The following is a 15880-nucleotide window of genomic DNA, read 5'->3' as shown; positions in this document are numbered from 1 at the left end:
TCACTCCTTACTTGGCGGCTTGGGTTTCTTGCTGCTTCTGAGCAAGAACGGTCTTGGCGCGTGCGATGTCGCGACGCGTCACGCGCAGCGTCGAGGTGTTCGACAGCTGTTGCGTGGCTTTCTGCATGCGCAGGCCGAAATGGGCCTTCTGCAGATCCTTGATTTCGGCTTGCAGACCGGCGACGTCCTTCTCGCGCAGTGCTGTTGCCTTGCTCACCTTGGCCGGAGCCGCGGCTTCTTTCTTCTTACGTGTTGCCATGGATGTTCTCCTCTCAGGCGCCGAGCTGGCGCGAGACGAACGTCGTGCGCAGCGGCAGCTTGGCAGCGGCCAGGCGGAAGGCTTCGCGGGCGAGTTCTTCGGGCACGCCGACGATCTCGAACACGATCTTGCCGGGCTGGATCTCGGCGACGTAGTACTCGGGGTTGCCCTTGCCGTTACCCATCCGCACTTCTGCGGGCTTGGTCGAGATCGGCTTGTCGGGGAACACGCGGATCCAGATACGGCCACCGCGCTTCACGTGACGCGAAATCGCGCGGCGAGCGGCTTCGATCTGGCGCGCCGTGAGGCGGCCGCGGTCGGTGCATTTCAGACCGAAGTCACCGAAGGCCACCGAGTTGCCCCGGGTGGCGACGCCGGTGTTGCGGCCCTTTTGTTCCTTGCGGAACTTTCTGCGTGCAGGTTGCAGCATGTCTTGTTACTCCGTGAGGACTGCCCCGGGCTTCCTGTGCGAATGCACACCCGGGGCTGAGACCGATTACTCGGTCTTGGCACCGTCCGCTGCTGCAGCGGGCGCGGCTTTGCGGACGCGCTTAACGGCGGGTTTCGAGTCTGCACCGGCACCGCCGGTTGCTTCTGCGGGCTTGTCGCTGCCGTCGGCGGGAGCGGTGTTGCCACCGATCGGGCCACGGGCACCGGCACGCGGGCCGCCGCGGCGGTCACCGCCCGGACGGTCGCCACCAGGGCGGCCATCACGGCGCGGACCACGCGGACGACGCTCTTCCTCGGGACGCGGGGTCTCGACGGCGGGCAGGTCGTTGCGGCCCAGGGTGTCGCCCTTGTAGACCCACACCTTGACGCCGATGACGCCGTAGGTGGTCTTGGCTTCCGAGGTGCCGTAGTCGATGTCGGCGCGCAGCGTGTGAAGCGGCACGCGACCTTCGCGGTACCACTCGGTACGAGCGATTTCGATGCCGTTCAGGCGGCCAGCCGACATGATCTTGATGCCTTGGGCACCCAGACGCATGGCGTTCTGCATGGCGCGCTTCATGGCGCGGCGGAACATGATCCGCTTTTCGAGCTGCTGCGTGATGCTGTCGGCGATCAGCTGGGCATCGATTTCGGGCTTGCGCACTTCTTCGATGTTCACTGCCACCGGCACGCCGAGCTGGCGGCCCAGTTCGCGCTTGAGGTTCTCGATGTCTTCGCCCTTCTTGCCGATCACGACGCCCGGACGAGCCGAGTAGATCGTGATGCGGGCGTTCTTGGCGGGACGCTCGATCAGGACGCGCGACACCGAAGCGTTCTTCAGCTTCTTCTTCAGGTATTCGCGAACCTTGATGTCTTCGGCCAGCATGCCCGCGAAATCGCGGTCGCTGGCGTACCAGCGGCTGGACCAGTTACGGGTAACCGCCAGACGGAAGCCGGTCGGATGGATTTTCTGTCCCATATTTCTTCCAGGCTCTTAGTTGCCAACCGTCACGTACACATGGCACGTGGGCTTGCTGATGCGATTGCCGCGACCCTTGGCGCGCGCCGTGAAGCGCTTGAGCGTGGCGCCCTGTTCGACGTAGATGGTCTTGACCTTCAGCTCGTCGATGTCGGCACCGTCGTTGTGCTCCGCGTTGGCGATGGCCGACTCGAGCACCTTCTTGATGATCACAGCGGCCTTCTTCTGCGTGAATTGCAGAACGTTGAGCGCTTGATCGACCTTCTTGCCGCGGATCAGGTCGGCGACCAGACGGCCCTTGTCGACCGAGAGGCGGACACCGCGGAGGACTGCACGTGTTTCAGACATGGTCGTTCCTTACTTCTTCTGGACTTTCTTGTCCGCGGGGTGCCCCTTGAACGTGCGCGTGAGCGCAAATTCGCCGAGCTTGTGGCCGACCATCTGGTCGGTGATGTAGACAGGCACGTGCTGCTTGCCGTTGTGCACGGCAATGGTCAGGCCGATGAACTCGGGCAGGACCATCGAGCGGCGCGACCAGGTCTTGATCGGCTTCTTGTCCTTCGTCGTCACGGCCTTGTCGGCCTTGGCAACGAGGTGATGGTCAACAAACGGACCCTTTTTGAGAGAGCGAGTCATTTGCTATCCCTTACTTCTTGCGGCGCGACACGATGAAGACCTGCGTGCGCTTGTTGTTACGGGTACGGTAACCCTTGGTCAGGTTGCCCCACGGGTCGACAGGGTGACGGCCTTCGCCGGTCTTGCCTTCGCCACCACCGTGCGGGTGGTCGACCGGGTTCATCACCACGCCGCGAACGGTCGGGCGGATACCCATCCAACGCTTCACACCGGCCTTGCCGAGCTGGCGCAGGCTGTGTTCTTCGTTGGCCACTTCACCGATGGTCGCGCGGCACTCGATGTGAATGCGGCGGACTTCGCCCGAACGCATGCGGACCTGGGCGTAAACGCCTTCACGGGCCAGCAGCGTGGCCGAGGTACCGGCCGAGCGGGCGATCTGCGCGCCCTTGCCGGGCTGCAGTTCGATGCAGTGGATCGTCGAACCCACCGGAATGTTGCGGATCGGCAGTGTGTTGCCGGCGCGGATCGGAGCTTCCGAACCCGACAGCAGCGTTGCACCGGCTTCCAGACCGCGCGGGGCGATGATGTAGCGGCGCTCGCCGTCGGCGTAGCAGACCAGCGCGATGTGGGCGGTGCGGTTCGGGTCGTACTCGATGCGCTCGACCTTCGCCGGGATGCCGTCCTTGTTGCGACGGAAGTCCACCACGCGGTAGTGGTGCTTGTGACCGCCGCCCTTGTGACGGGTCGTGATGTGGCCGTTGTTGTTGCGGCCAGCCTTCTGGAACTGGGGTTCCAGCAGGGATGCGAGCGGAGCACCCTTGTACAGGTGGTCACGCGAAATCTTCACCGCGCCGCGTTGGCCCGGCGAAGTGGGTTTCATCTTGATGACGGCCATGATTAAGCGCCTTCCCCGACGAGGTTGAGCTCTTGACCGGCCTTCAGCGTGACGTAGGCCTTGCGAACATGGTCGCGGCGGCCGACGGACTTGCCGAAGCGCTTGGTCTTGCCCTTGATGTTGGCAACCGACACGCCCTTGACTTCGACCTTGAACATCAGTTCGACGGCGGCCTTGATCTCGGGCTTGGTGGCGTCTTGCAACACCTTGAAAGTGACAGCGTTCGACTTCTCGCCGACCATCGTGGCCTTTTCGGACACGATCGGGGCGACCAGCACGTTCATGAGACGGCCTTCGTCGAACTGACGTTGAGCAGGGGTGGGGTTCACGCGGCTCATGCGAACATCTCCTTGAGCTTGTCGACGGCACCCTTGGTGACCAGCACCTTCTTGTAGTGAACCAGCGACACCGGATCGGCGTAACGGGGTTCGACCACGAGGATGTTGACCAGATTGCGCGAGGCAAGGTACAGGTTTTCGTCGACTTCTTCGGCGATCACGAGCACGGACTCGAGATTCATTGCCTTGAAACGGGCTGCCAGCGGCTTCGTCTTGGGCGAATCCACGGTCAGCGAATCCACCACGGCCAGACGGCCTTCGCGAGCGAGCTGCGAGAAGATGGCGGCCATGCCGGCGCGGTACATCTTCTTGTTGATCTTCTGCGAGAAGTTTTCGTCAGGCATGTTCGGGAAGATCCGGCCACCCCCGCGCCACAGCGGCGAGGACGTCATACCGGCACGGGCGCGGCCCGTTCCCTTTTGCTTGAAAGGCTTCTTGGTCGAGTGCTTGACCTGTTCGCGGTCCTTCTGGGCGCGCGTGCCTTGGCGGGCGTTGGCCTGGAATGCGACGACGATCTGGTGCACCAGGTCTTCGTTGTAGTCACGGCCGAACACGGTTTCGGGGGCGTCGTACTTCGACGCGGCCTGACCTTGCTCGTTCAGGAGTTCGAGTTCCATTACTTCGCTCCTTCAGCCGCTTGCGGCTTGGCCTTGACGGCGGGACGCACGGTGACGAAGCCACCCTTCGAACCCGGGATCGCGCCCTTGATGAGCAACAGCTGACGCGCTTCGTCGATGCGGAACACCGAGAGGTTCTGCGTCGTGCGGGTGACGTCGCCGAGGTGGCCCGTCATGCGCTTGCCGGGGAACACGCGACCGGGGTCCTGTGCCATGCCGATCGAGCCGGGCACGTTGTGCGAACGGCTGTTACCGTGCGACGCGCGCTGCGAGCTCATGTTGTGGCGCTTGATCGTGCCGGCGTAGCCCTTGCCGATGGAGGTGCCTTGCACGTCCACCTTCTGGCCCACGGAGAACACGCTGCCGGCCGCGATCACGCCGCCAGCCTGGTGCTGACCTGCGGTATCTGCGGTGACGCGGAATTCCTGGATGATTTCGCCAGCTTCGACACCCGCCTTGGCGAGGTGACCGGCTTCCGGCTTGGTCACGCGCGATGCTTTGCGCGAACCGAACGTCACTTGCAGTGCGACGTAGCCATCGGTCTCTTGCGACTTGATCTGGGTCACGCGGTTGTTCGACACATCCACCACCGTGACAGGAACTGCATCCCCGTCATCGGTGAAGAGACGCATCATCCCCACCTTGCGGCCCAGCAACCCGAGGGAGTTGCTCAGACTCATGTGTTTTCTCCAAAAAATGGAAGCTTCTCCCGCCGCTGCCACTTCAATTGGCGACAGCGTTTGACCGAAGTCGTATGACCGACTCGCGGCAACGGGGGAAGGTTGATAAATCTCCGACCTGCACGTACCTTGCGGACGCAACAAGGGCAGAGCCAGCGATTATAGCCCGCGGTATGGGCGGGGCGCAAGCGCTGGAAAAGGGCCCCTTTCGGGGCGGTTGCAACGGCCCGCGAGGCCGTTTTCTGCCTATTTGGCGGGCATCGTGATGATGCTGTCGCCTTCCTTGGTGGTCTGGACGTCGCCCTGCGACTTCATCAGGGGCGCCGTCCCGGTCTGGATCGGGATCGAGATGGCGCTGCTCGCGCCGCCCTGGCTCACGAACACGTTCAGGTAGCGCAGCCCGTCCGACTCGCCGATGACCGAGACGGTCGCGGTGGAGCGCTGGCCGGCGGGCAGCGTGAGCGGATTGCCGTTTCGCAGCGTCAGGCCGGGGTCCGCGGTGAAACGCACCGACGCGCCCTGCGGATCGGTCACGTCGTCGAACTGCAGCACGACCGACGTGGCGCGGCCTGCCTGCGGCGTGCCATCGACGCGGTACTGCACCGCGACACCCGAGCCGTTGGATTTCTGCACGGCCGTGGTCATGGGCGCCGGCGCCACCTTGTGCTGCGAGCGCTTGGGCACGCGCGAGTCCGGCATGCCGTCGGCCCATGCCCAGGTCGTGAGCGCCGCCAGCAGGAGCGCCGCGACGGCGGTCCGTGTGTTCGAGCGAGTCGTCATGGCCATCATTCCCCTTACTGGATCGCGACGCTGATGCAGTTCGAGCCCGAACTGTTGAGATCGGTGACCGCCAGCACGTACTCGCCGGCCGGCAGGCTGACCTTGTTGCCCGACCTCGGGATCTGGCCGGCGCGGAACACGGCGAAATCCGGATTCACCAGCGGTGCGCTCGATGCCACCGACACCTGGTAGTCGCGCGTCGTGGGCGCCAGGAAGCGAAGGTAGGCATAGTTGCCCAGCTTGTTGCCGCCACCCGCGACCGTCGAGACGCAGGCATTGGCCAGTTGCCCCACCACGGCGCTGCCGTACAGGGGCAGCACGTTCGGCACGCTCGGCGCGCCACCGTTGTTGCCTTCGGCTTCGCCGAAAGAATCGTTGGCGTCGGCGCTGATGTTCTGCGCGCTCAGCAGACTTGCCAGGGCCGATGCATTGCCCGGCGCCACCGCATTGAAGGCCGCGGTGAACGGATGGATCGAGGTCACGGCGGCACTGCCCCTGAACTGCGCACTGGTCATCGCATCGTGGATCGGCTTGAAGCCCACCTGCTGGTTGAGATTCCAGAAGATCGAGTGGATCGAGCGCTCACGGAACCAGCCTGGATTGCTGGACGGCCCCGTCGCCAGGTTGATCGAGACGCTGACGTCGGAAGCGACCTGCGCTTCGCCGCGGGAATCGACATAGTTGCTGCGGCCGAGCGCGATGCCCGACCAGCCGTTGCCCCAGCCTTCGGAGAAGGCCACGCGGCGATCGAGGCGGTCACTGAGGTTGTGCGGCCCGCCGACCGAATCGTCGCGGCTGAAGGAAGACTGGTAGTAGTGCCCCCACTCGTGCGCGATCACCGGTGCATCGAACTCGTCGGTGTCCACGTCTTCCTTGCCGAGCACATAGATTTCGCGGCCGGTGCTGCGGTTGGTGAAGAAGGTGCTGCCGATCTGCCCCAGCGCGAGGCTGCCGCTGGTCGGCACGTTGTTCGGGCTCCAGAACACCTTCAGCGGCGGAAAGCTCGTCGCCGGCGCCACCGACAACACCTTCTGCATCGAGGTGTAGACCGTGTCGAGCACCGCGAACGGCGCCGACACGCGGCGCCCGGTGTAGCTCGAGCCGCCCCATCCCGAATCGGCGCGCAGATCGCGCGTCGTCGCACCCGAGCCCGTCGTGAAGGCCGCCGACTGCATCGAGTAGAGCGGCGTGTTGGCGCTGGTGTTGTCCCGCACGCTGACATCCCATGCCGCGGTCTGGATCTGGGCGCGGACGCGAACGACGATCGTGGCGTTCGCCGGCACCGACACCGAGTAGTTGCCGTTGGCATCGGTGGCCGTCACCGCGATCTGGTTCGACAAGGCATCGAGCACTTCGACGAAGGCCCCGCGCACCGGCTTCGCTGTAGTGGCCGAGTAGACCAGCGGCCCGCTGTTGTTGGGCACCGAGTCGTAGGTGGCCTTGCCGCTGAGCGTGACCCCACCGATTACCGGGGGCGGAAAACCGATCGGGATTCCACCGCCGCCGCCACCGCCGCCTCCACCGCAACCTGCGAGGAACGCCGCGGCAATCAGCGCCGAACCGATGCCAGAAAGAATCCTGTGGTTCATAGCTTGTGCTGCCCTCATTCAGCTCCCGGCCAAGGTCTGGACGGCCGGTGGTGGGCGAGGATGCCACAGACGACACGCAAATGACAAAGGCCCGTTCACATTTCTGTGAACGGGCCTCGAAGCGACACCGCGCTTGACGCGCGAGCGGGCTTGTTGCGTGCGGCTTACTGCAGCTTGATCTCGACGTCGACGCCGGCCGGCAGGTCGAGCTTCATCAGCGCGTCCACGGTCTTGTCGGTCGGGTCGACGATGTCCATCAGGCGTTGGTGCGTGCGGATTTCGAGCTGGTCGCGGCTGGTCTTGTTGACGTGCGGCGAGCGCAGGATGTCGAAACGCTTCAGGCGGGTCGGCAGGGGCACCGGGCCCTTGACGATCGCGCCGGTGCGCTTCGCGGTGTCAACGATCTCGGCGGCCGATTGGTCGATCAGCTTGTAGTCGAACGCCTTCAGGCGGATGCGGATTTTTTGCTTGGTTGCCATGGTGATTCCTTTGCGTTCGGCTTAGATGTCGAGGATCTTGGCCACGACGCCCGAACCCACGGTACGGCCGCCTTCGCGGATGGCGAAGCGCAGGCCTTCTTCCATCGCGATCGGGTTGATCAGCTTCACGGTGATGCTGACGTTGTCGCCAGGCATGACCATTTCCTTGTCCTTCGGCAGCTCGATCGCGCCGGTCACGTCCGTCGTGCGGAAGTAGAACTGCGGACGGTAGTTGTTGAAGAACGGCGTGTGACGGCCGCCTTCGTCCTTCGACAGCACGTACACCTCGGCGGTGAAGTGCGTGTGCGGCTTGATCGAGCCGGGCTTGCACAGCACTTGGCCGCGCTCGACTTCTTCGCGCTTCGTGCCGCGCAGCAGCACGCCCACGTTGTCGCCGGCCTGACCTTGGTCCAGCAGCTTGCGGAACATTTCCACGCCGGTGCAGGTGGTCTTGACCGTCGGACGGATGCCCACGATTTCGATTTCTTCACCGACCTTGATCACGCCGCGCTCGACAGCACCGGTCACCACCGTGCCGCGACCCGAGATCGAGAACACGTCTTCCACGGGCATCAGGAACGTGCCGTCCACGGCGCGCTCGGGCGTCGGGATGTACGTGTCCAGGGCTTCGGCCAGCTTCATGATCGCGCCTTCGCCGAGCTCGCCCTTGTCGCCTTCCAGGGCCAGCTTCGCCGAGCCGTGGATGATCGGGGTGTCGTCGCCGGGGAATTCGTACTTGTCGAGGAGTTCGCGAACTTCCATTTCGACCAGCTCGAGCAGTTCCTTGTCGTCGACCATGTCGCACTTGTTCAGGAACACGATGATGTAGCCCACGCCCACCTGGCGAGCCAGCAGGATGTGTTCACGCGTCTGGGGCATCGGGCCGTCGGCGGCCGAGCACACCAGGATCGCGCCGTCCATCTGGGCGGCGCCGGTGATCATGTTCTTCACGTAGTCGGCGTGGCCGGGGCAGTCGACGTGTGCGTAGTGGCGGTTGGCCGTTTCGTACTCGACGTGCGCGGTGTTGATCGTGATGCCGCGGGCCTTTTCTTCGGGCGCAGCGTCGATCTGGTCGTAGGCCTTCGCTTCGCCGCCGAACTTCGACGACAGCACCGTCGCGATCGCAGCCGTCAGCGTCGTCTTGCCATGGTCAACGTGACCGATCGTGCCCACGTTCACGTGCGGCTTCGTGCGGGTGAATTTACCTTTTGCCATTTTTCAATCCTTGAAAGAGCAGTCCCGTGTATTGGTTTTATGTCTGCATCCGATTGCTGGATCGCCTCGCACGGGAACAAGACGGCACCGGATCGCAGACAAGAAGGGCCGCGCACTGCGCGGCCCTGCATTCCTGAAACGCTTACTTCGCGCGGGCAGCCACGATGGCTTCGGCGACGTTACGCGGAGCTTCGGCGTAGTGCTTGAACTCCATCGTGTACGTGGCACGGCCTTGCGACATCGAGCGCAGCGTGGTCGAGTAGCCGAACATTTCCGACAGCGGCACTTCGGCCTTGATGGCCTTGCCGCCACCGACCATGTCGTCCATGCCCTGCACCATGCCGCGACGGGACGACAGGTCGCCCATCACGTTGCCGGCGTAGTCTTCGGGCGTTTCGACTTCCACGGCCATCATCGGCTCGAGGATCACGGGGTTGGCCTTGCGGGCACCTTCCTTGAAACCGAAGATCGCGGCCATCTTGAACGCCATTTCGTTCGAGTCCACGTCGTGGTACGAACCGAAGTGCAGCGTGACCTTGACGTCGACGACGGGGTAGCCCGCCAGCACGCCTTGCGTCAGCGCTTCCACGACGCCCTTTTCCACCGCGGGGATGTATTCGCGAGGAACCACACCGCCCTTGATGGCGTCGACGAACTCGAAGCCCTTGCCGGCTTCCTGGGGTTCGATCTTCAGCACGACGTGGCCGTACTGGCCCTTGCCGCCCGACTGGCGAACGAACTTGCCTTCGGCTTCTTCGACGGTCTTGCGGATCGTTTCGCGGTAGGCCACCTGCGGCTTGCCCACGTTGGCTTCCACGCCGAATTCGCGCTTCATGCGGTCCACGATGATTTCGAGGTGGAGCTCGCCCATGCCGGCGATGATGGTCTGGCCCGACTCTTCGTCCGTGCGAACGCGGAACGAGGGGTCTTCCTGAGCCAGGCGCTGCAGCGCGATGCCCATCTTTTCCTGGTCGGCCTTGGTCTTGGGCTCGACGGCCTGCGAGATCACCGATTCCGGGAACACCATGCGCTCGAGCGTCACGACTGCTTCGGGATCGCACAGCGTTTCGCCGGTGGTCACTTCCTTCAGGCCCACGCAGGCGGCGATGTCGCCGGCGCGGATTTCGCTGACTTCCTCGCGGTTGTTCGCGTGCATCTGCACGATACGGCCGATGCGTTCCTTCTTGCCGCGCACCGGGTTGTAGACGCTGTCGCCCTTGCTGAGCACGCCCGAATAAACGCGCACGAAGGTCAGCTGGCCCACGAACGGGTCGGTCATCAGCTTGAATGCCAGGGCCGAGAACTTCTCGTTGTCGTCCGCCTTGCGAACCACGGGCGCTTCGTCTTCGTCGAGGCCGTTGACCGGCGGAATGTCGGTCGGCGCCGGCATGTATTCGACGACGGCGTCGAGCATGGCCTGCACGCCCTTGTTCTTGAAGGCCGAGCCGCACAGCATCGGCTGGATTTCGCCGGCGATGGTGCGCTGGCGGATGGCCTTCTTGATTTCCTCTTCCGACAGCTCGCCGCCTTCGAGGTACTTGTTCATCAGCTCTTCGCTGGCTTCGGCAGCCGCTTCGACGAGCTTTTCGCGGTATTCGTTGCAGACATCGACCAGGTTGGCCGGGATGTCGCCGTACTGGAAGGTGACGCCCTTGTCTTCGTCCCAGATGATCGCCTTCATCTTCACGAGGTCGACGATGCCCTGGAAGTGCTCTTCGGCACCGATCGGGATCTGGATCACGACGGGGTTGGCCTTCAGGCGGTCGACCATCATCTGGCGCACGCGCAGGAAGTCGGCGCCGGTGCGGTCCATCTTGTTGACGAACGCGAGACGCGGAACCTTGTACTTGTTGGCCTGACGCCAGACGGTTTCCGACTGGGGCTGCACGCCGCCGACGGCGTCGTACACCATCACGGCGCCGTCCAGCACGCGCATCGAGCGCTCGACTTCAATGGTGAAGTCCACGTGGCCGGGGGTGTCGATGATGTTGATGCGGTGTTCTTCGAACTTGCCAGCCATGCCCTTCCAGAAGCAGGTGGTGGCAGCCGAGGTGATCGTGATGCCGCGCTCTTGCTCTTGCTCCATCCAGTCCATCGTGGCGGCACCGTCGTGCACTTCACCGATCTTGTGGTTCACACCGGTGTAGAACAGGATACGTTCCGTCGTCGTGGTCTTGCCAGCGTCGATGTGCGCGGAGATGCCGATGTTGCGGTAGCGCTCGATGGGGGTCTTGCGGGACATGATTTACTTTCGGGTTGAAATGCGTTGAGCGCTGGGCCCCGAGCACGGGCACAACGCCCGACACTCGACACCCAACGCCCAAGCGAAGTTTGATTCTTAGAAGCGGAAGTGGCTGAACGCCCGGTTGGCTTCTGCCATGCGGTGCACTTCGTCGCGCTTCTTCATCGCGCCGCCACGGCCTTCCGTGGCTTCCATCAGTTCGTTGGCCAGACGCAGGGCCATCGACTTCTCGCCGCGCTTGCGGGCGGCTTCCTTGATCCAGCGCATCGACAGGGCGAGGCGGCGGACGGGGCGGACTTCGACCGGCACTTGATAGTTCGCACCGCCAACGCGGCGCGACTTCACTTCGACCATCGGCTTCACGTTGTTGATGGCAACGGTGAACGCTTCGAGGGGGTCCTTGTCCGGGTTCTTCTTCTCGATGAAGTCGAGCGCGCCATAAATGATGCGCTCGGCAACAGCCTTCTTGCCGCCTTCCATGATCACGTTCATGAACTTCGACAGCTCGACATTGCCGTACTTGGGATCCGGCAGGATTTCACGTTTGGGGACTTCGCGACGACGTGGCATTTTCTTAACCTCTTTGCTTCAGTTGGCACCGTTTCCGGCACCGCGAGAGTCGACTCGGACTCTCACTTACTCGACCCAACTTCGGGTCACTACGCTCGAAATGCCCGCCAAGGCACTCGAACACCGATGAAACAACTACTGAAAGAAGAACCCGATCAGGCCTTCTTGGGGCGCTTCGCGCCGTACTTGGAACGCGACTGCTTGCGGTCTTTCACGCCTTGCAGGTCGAGCGAACCGCGCACGATGTGGTAACGCACACCGGGCAAGTCCTTGACACGACCGCCGCGAACCAGCACGACGCTGTGTTCCTGCAGGTTGTGGCCTTCGCCGCCGATGTAGGAAATGACTTCGAAGCCGTTGGTCAGGCGGACCTTGGCAACTTTACGAAGTGCCGAGTTCGGCTTCTTGGGGGTCGTGGTGTAGACCCGGGTGCAGACACCGCGACGTTGCGGCGAGTTCTGCATGGCAGGGCTCTTGGACTTGATCTTTTCGACCGTCCGGCCCTGACGCACCAGTTGATTGATGGTTGGCATGAATGAATTAGTCCCAAAACGAGAAATACCCCGGTGGTGCCTTGCGGCGCCCTGGTCGTGACCCAGGAACCGGGAGATGACGCAAACGTGAATCCCTTCGGAATTTTCCGAAAAGCCCACGAGTATAGCAGCGGGCTTGTGAAACGGCAAAGTCAGGCGGCTTGGGAGGCCTTCCGGCCTCTGCCGCCGGCCTGAAAACGCCGGATTGCCCAGCCTTTCAGGCCTCGCGGCCGATCCCTGTCACTTGATCCAGAGCCGCACCGCGTCCCAGGCGCGGCCCAGCATGCCGGCCTGTTCGACCGGCTCCAGCGCCACCAGCGGCACCTCGGCCACCGGCTGGTCGTCGAGCGTGACCTTGAGCGTGCCCACGGGCTGGTACTTGGTGAACGGCGCCACCAGCGGGTCGGGGCGCGCGATCTGGGTCTTGAGCTTGCTGGCCATGCCCGCGGGCACGGCGACCACGATCGGCTCGGGGCGGCCGAGCTTGAGCACGTTCTGCTTGCCCTTCCAGACCGCCGGCGTGGCCGCGGGCTGGCCGCCGTCGAACAGGCGCACGGCGTCGTAGGCGGTGTAGCCCCAGTTCAGCAGCTTCTGCGATTCGTTGGCGCGCACGGTTTCGCCCGAGGTGCCGAGCACGATCGACAGCAGGCGGCGGCCGCCGGTCAGGTTCGGGAAGTCGCGCTTGGCGGTGGCGATCATGCAGTAGCCGGCGGCTTCGGTATGGCCGGTCTTCAGGCCATCGACGGTCGGGTCGCGGAACAGCAGCAGGTTGCGGTTGGTGTCGTTGGTCGAGGGCGTGCCCGGGTAGCGGTACTTCTTGATCGCGTAGTACTTGGCTTCCTCTGGGAAGTCGCGCACCAGCCGGGTCGCCAGGATGCTGAGGTCGCGCGCGGTGGTGGTGTGGCCGGGCGCGGTCAGGCCCTCGGGGTTCTTGTAGGTGGTGTTCTTCATGCCCAGCACCTTGGCCTGGGCGTTCATCAGCTCGACGAAATGCTCGACCGTGCCGCCCACGCCCTCGGCCAGCGCCACGGTGGCGTCGTTGCCCGACTGGACGATCAGGCCCTTGATCAGGTCTTCGACCGGCACCTGCATCTTGGGGTCGATGAACATGCGCGAGCCCGGCATCTTCCAGGCGCGCGGGCTGACCGGCAGCGTCTGTGTCAGGGTGATCTTCTTGGCGCGCAGCGCGTCGAACACGATGTAGGCCGACATCAGCTTGGTCAGCGACGCGGGTTCGACCGGGCTGTCGATGTCCTTCTGCGCGAGGATCTGATTGGCCGTCACGTCGAGCAGCAGGTAACTGCGCGCGGCGATCTCGGGCGGCGCCGGCACCTGGGCGGCGGCGATCAGGCAGACGGAAGCGGCGGCGGCGAGCAACAGCGCGCGGGCACCGTGGAAGAAACGATTCATGGGAGCAATGGGAAAGAAACGAAGACGTGCCTGCAAGCCAGGCTTTCAGGCGGCCGGGTTGTCTGCGCGCAGATGGCGCACGACCAGGCTCTTGAGCAGCGGCAATTGTCCGTGAAAGAAATGGCCGCCCCCGGGGACGACTGTGACAGGAAGTGACTGCGGCCGCGCCCAATCCATGACGGCCGACAGCGCCACCGTGTCGTCGGCCTCGCCGTGGACCACCAGCGTGCGCTCGTGGGCCTCGGGCGGCAGCACGGCCACCGTGTTGCGCGCGGCTGCCGTGCCGACCAGCACGATCTGGCGAACGTCGCGCGCGGCCCAGAGCTTCTCGACCGCGCCGCTTGCGACGAAGGCGCCGAAGGAGAAGCCGGCGATCGCCAGCGGACCCTCGGGCGCAAGCTGGCCGACCACATGGAGCATGTCCTCGAGCTCGCCACGGCCCTCGTCGTGCACGCCCTGGCTCGCGCCGACACCGCGGAAGTTGAAGCGCACCGCGGTCCAGCCGCAGGCGATGAAGGCACGCGCGAGGGTCTGCACCACCTTGTTGTCCATGGTGCCGCCGAACAGCGGATGGGGATGCGCGATGACGGCGATGCCGCGCGCGGCCTCGGCCGGCTGGTCGCGCTGCACCTCGATGACGCCGGCGGCGCCCTGGAGGCTGATCTTTTCGGTCTGGGAATTCATGAGGCTCGGAATGGAACGGGCCGGCAGGCCGACGGTGGAGGGGTTGCCTGCGGCGAGCACGGTACGAGCGCAGGCCCCGGCTGAAAGTTCAGCGCCCGACGTCGGGCGGCAGCAGCAGGCGCTCGACGATCTCGCCCTTCTTCAGGTGCGAGTCGACGATCTCGTCGATGTCGTCGGCATCAACGAAGGTGTACCAGACCGCCTCGGGATAGACCACGGCGACCGGTCCGCCGGCGCAGCGGTCGAGGCAGCCGGCCTTGTTGACGCGCACCTTGCCGGGCCCCGAGAGCCCCTCTTCCTTGACCCTGGCCTTGCAGCGGTCGAAGCCCTGCTGGGCGTTGTGCATGGAACAGGAATCCTCGCCGTTCTTGCGTTCGTTGAGGCAGAAGAAGATGTGGCGGCCGTAGTAGCCCGAAGGCACGGCGTGGCTGGCGGGGGTGAGCATCGGCGGATTCTAGGACCGCCGTCCGCGTGGCCGGCGCTTCAGGCTGCCGGCGGCCGGCTGCGCCGCGACAGCAGGAAGATCACGTAGGCCAGCACCCCGAACGGCCAGAGCCAGCCCAGCCACTGGGCCAGCCCGTGGAAGCGGATGAAACGCCCCTGCTCCCAGGTCGCGAGCGTCTGCGCGAAATAGGCGCTCTCGGGCGCCTGGTTCAACAGGCTCAGTTGGAGCACCAACGCCACCAGCAGCAGCGCGCCGCACAGACGGCGCGGCGCGAACAGCAGCAGCACGCCGGCGAACAGCGCCGCCGCCATGCCGACCTGCGCCGGCAGCTCGAGCCAGGCCCAGGCATGGTCGGGGCCGTAGCTCAGCGCCGCCGACAGCGCCGAGGCCGCCACGCCCGTCAGCAGGATCAACGGCAGCAGCACCGCGCGCTGCACCACGGTGCGCGCCACGAGATAGCCCAGCAGGCAGGGCACCAACGCGCCCAGCATCACGCACAGCAGCTCGACCGCCGGCACCAGCGGCTCGAGCTCGAACTGGCGCACCGGCAGCCAGTCGATGAACGGGGTGTCGAGCAGCCATTCGGAGATCGCCGCCTCGAGCCGCTCGAACACCTGGCCCAGCCCGAAGGTCACGGCGGCCGGGAACAGCAGCGCGAACGGCCACAGCGCCAGCAGCACCAGCGCGCCGCGGGCCTCGTCGACGAACCATTGCGCCCGGACCCGCCCCCAGTGGGCGACCGCGCCGAAGCGCTCGAGCGCCACCGCCAGCACCGCGCCCAGCAGCGCGCCGGCGCTGTTCAGGCCCAGGTCGACGTTCGAGGGAATGCGCGCCGGCAGGTAGCTCTGCAGCGTCTCCATCGCGAAGGACACGGCCACGCCCGCCAGCGTGGCGCGCAGCACGGCGCGGCCGATGCTCGAGGTGCTGCGGGTGCGCAGCACCGACAGCGCGCAGAGGAACCCGAAGGGCACGTAGCCCGCGACGTTGATCGCGAAGTCGAAGCCGGTCCAGTACTTGGGCCAGGGCGCCGACAGGTAGGCCCAGGGCGCGATGCCCTGGTCGCGCCAGTCGGAAAAGGGATAGAGACTGGCATAGACGATCAGCGCCGCATAGGCCAGCGCAAGGGGCAGCGCGGCGGACTTGTGCTGCGTCGCCACCGC

20 protein-coding genes are annotated in these 15880 nt (G+C 64.8%); all 20 read right to left on the bottom strand.

The features are described from left to right. Window positions 1-7: 7 nt before the first annotated feature. A complete protein-coding gene (gene rpmC / locus AC07PU_RS16345) occupies window positions 8-259 on the bottom strand; it encodes a 50S ribosomal protein L29 (RefSeq protein ID WP_371268850.1) in 252 nt (83 codons plus the stop codon). Between the two features lie 13 nt (window positions 260-272). Next, window positions 273-689, bottom strand: a complete 417-nt coding sequence (gene rplP, locus AC07PU_RS16340; protein WP_057596155.1) for a 50S ribosomal protein L16 — start codon at window positions 687-689, stop codon at window positions 273-275. Window positions 690-755: 66 nt separating this feature from the next. Then, window positions 756-1667 carry a 30S ribosomal protein S3 gene (gene rpsC, locus AC07PU_RS16335; protein ID WP_057596153.1) on the bottom strand — a complete coding sequence of 304 codons (912 nt, stop codon included), beginning with the start codon at window positions 1665-1667 and terminating at the stop codon, window positions 756-758. Between the two features lie 15 nt (window positions 1668-1682). After that, window positions 1683-2015, bottom strand: coding sequence for a 50S ribosomal protein L22 (gene rplV / locus AC07PU_RS16330; RefSeq protein ID WP_007838134.1), 333 nt, complete (start codon window positions 2013-2015; stop codon window positions 1683-1685). 9 nt (window positions 2016-2024) lie between these two features. Then, window positions 2025-2303 (bottom strand): 30S ribosomal protein S19, encoded by a 279-nt coding sequence (rpsS, locus tag AC07PU_RS16325; RefSeq protein ID WP_007838132.1) that lies wholly within the window; start codon window positions 2301-2303, stop codon window positions 2025-2027. 10 nt (window positions 2304-2313) lie between these two features. Beyond that, window positions 2314-3138, bottom strand: a complete 825-nt coding sequence (gene rplB / locus AC07PU_RS16320; RefSeq protein ID WP_057596151.1) for a 50S ribosomal protein L2 — start codon at window positions 3136-3138, stop codon at window positions 2314-2316. A 2-nt stretch (window positions 3139-3140) separates the two neighbouring features. Further along, entirely contained in the window at window positions 3141-3476 is a 336-nt protein-coding gene (rplW, locus tag AC07PU_RS16315; protein WP_057596149.1) for a 50S ribosomal protein L23, read from the bottom strand. After that, on the bottom strand, window positions 3473-4093 hold the full coding sequence (gene rplD / locus AC07PU_RS16310) for a 50S ribosomal protein L4 (protein ID WP_093218836.1): 621 nt from the start codon (window positions 4091-4093) through the stop codon (window positions 3473-3475). Before rplD ends, rplW begins: the two co-directional genes overlap by 4 nt. Continuing rightward, window positions 4093-4773 (bottom strand): 50S ribosomal protein L3, encoded by a 681-nt coding sequence (gene rplC, locus AC07PU_RS16305; RefSeq protein WP_057596145.1) that lies wholly within the window; start codon window positions 4771-4773, stop codon window positions 4093-4095. Before rplC ends, rplD begins: the two co-directional genes overlap by 1 nt. Window positions 4774-5019: 246 nt before the next feature. Further along, complete coding sequence (locus AC07PU_RS16300; protein ID WP_495318795.1) at window positions 5020-5553, bottom strand: hypothetical protein; 534 nt, start codon at window positions 5551-5553, stop codon at window positions 5020-5022. A 14-nt stretch (window positions 5554-5567) separates the two neighbouring features. Beyond that, complete coding sequence (locus AC07PU_RS16295) at window positions 5568-7142, bottom strand: hypothetical protein (RefSeq protein WP_495318793.1); 1575 nt, start codon at window positions 7140-7142, stop codon at window positions 5568-5570. Window positions 7143-7306: 164 nt separating this feature from the next. Then, complete coding sequence (rpsJ, locus tag AC07PU_RS16290) at window positions 7307-7621, bottom strand: 30S ribosomal protein S10 (RefSeq protein ID WP_057596142.1); 315 nt, start codon at window positions 7619-7621, stop codon at window positions 7307-7309. A 21-nt stretch (window positions 7622-7642) separates the two neighbouring features. Next, complete coding sequence (gene tuf, locus AC07PU_RS16285) at window positions 7643-8836, bottom strand: elongation factor Tu (RefSeq protein WP_093356177.1); 1194 nt, start codon at window positions 8834-8836, stop codon at window positions 7643-7645. A gap of 142 nt (window positions 8837-8978) precedes the next feature. Next, window positions 8979-11078, bottom strand: a complete 2100-nt coding sequence (gene fusA / locus AC07PU_RS16280) for an elongation factor G (protein WP_093355336.1) — start codon at window positions 11076-11078, stop codon at window positions 8979-8981. 96 nt (window positions 11079-11174) lie between these two features. Continuing rightward, the gene (gene rpsG / locus AC07PU_RS16275; RefSeq protein WP_007829591.1) at window positions 11175-11648 is read right to left on the bottom strand and encodes a 30S ribosomal protein S7; all 474 of its coding nucleotides are present in this window, start codon (window positions 11646-11648) and stop codon (window positions 11175-11177) included. Between the two features lie 155 nt (window positions 11649-11803). Next, a complete protein-coding gene (gene rpsL, locus AC07PU_RS16270) occupies window positions 11804-12181 on the bottom strand; it encodes a 30S ribosomal protein S12 (RefSeq protein ID WP_057597516.1) in 378 nt (125 codons plus the stop codon). Between the two features lie 240 nt (window positions 12182-12421). Further along, window positions 12422-13591, bottom strand: a complete 1170-nt coding sequence (locus AC07PU_RS16265; protein WP_093355333.1) for a D-alanyl-D-alanine carboxypeptidase family protein — start codon at window positions 13589-13591, stop codon at window positions 12422-12424. A 45-nt stretch (window positions 13592-13636) separates the two neighbouring features. Beyond that, entirely contained in the window at window positions 13637-14275 is a 639-nt protein-coding gene (locus AC07PU_RS16260; protein WP_093355331.1) for an alpha/beta hydrolase, read from the bottom strand. An 88-nt stretch (window positions 14276-14363) separates the two neighbouring features. After that, entirely contained in the window at window positions 14364-14720 is a 357-nt protein-coding gene (locus AC07PU_RS16255; RefSeq protein ID WP_495318788.1) for a (2Fe-2S) ferredoxin domain-containing protein, read from the bottom strand. Between the two features lie 38 nt (window positions 14721-14758). Beyond that, window positions 14759-15877: a VanZ family protein gene (locus AC07PU_RS16250; protein WP_093355326.1), complete on the bottom strand. Its 1119-nt coding sequence runs from the start codon at window positions 15875-15877 to the stop codon at window positions 14759-14761. Between the last annotated feature and the right edge of the window lie 3 nt (window positions 15878-15880).

It is taken from the genome of Variovorax sp. GW821-FHT10D07 (assembly GCF_059415325.1).
The sequence above is the reverse complement of the archived record's forward strand: the minus strand, read 5'-3'. Positions and strand labels throughout refer to the sequence as shown.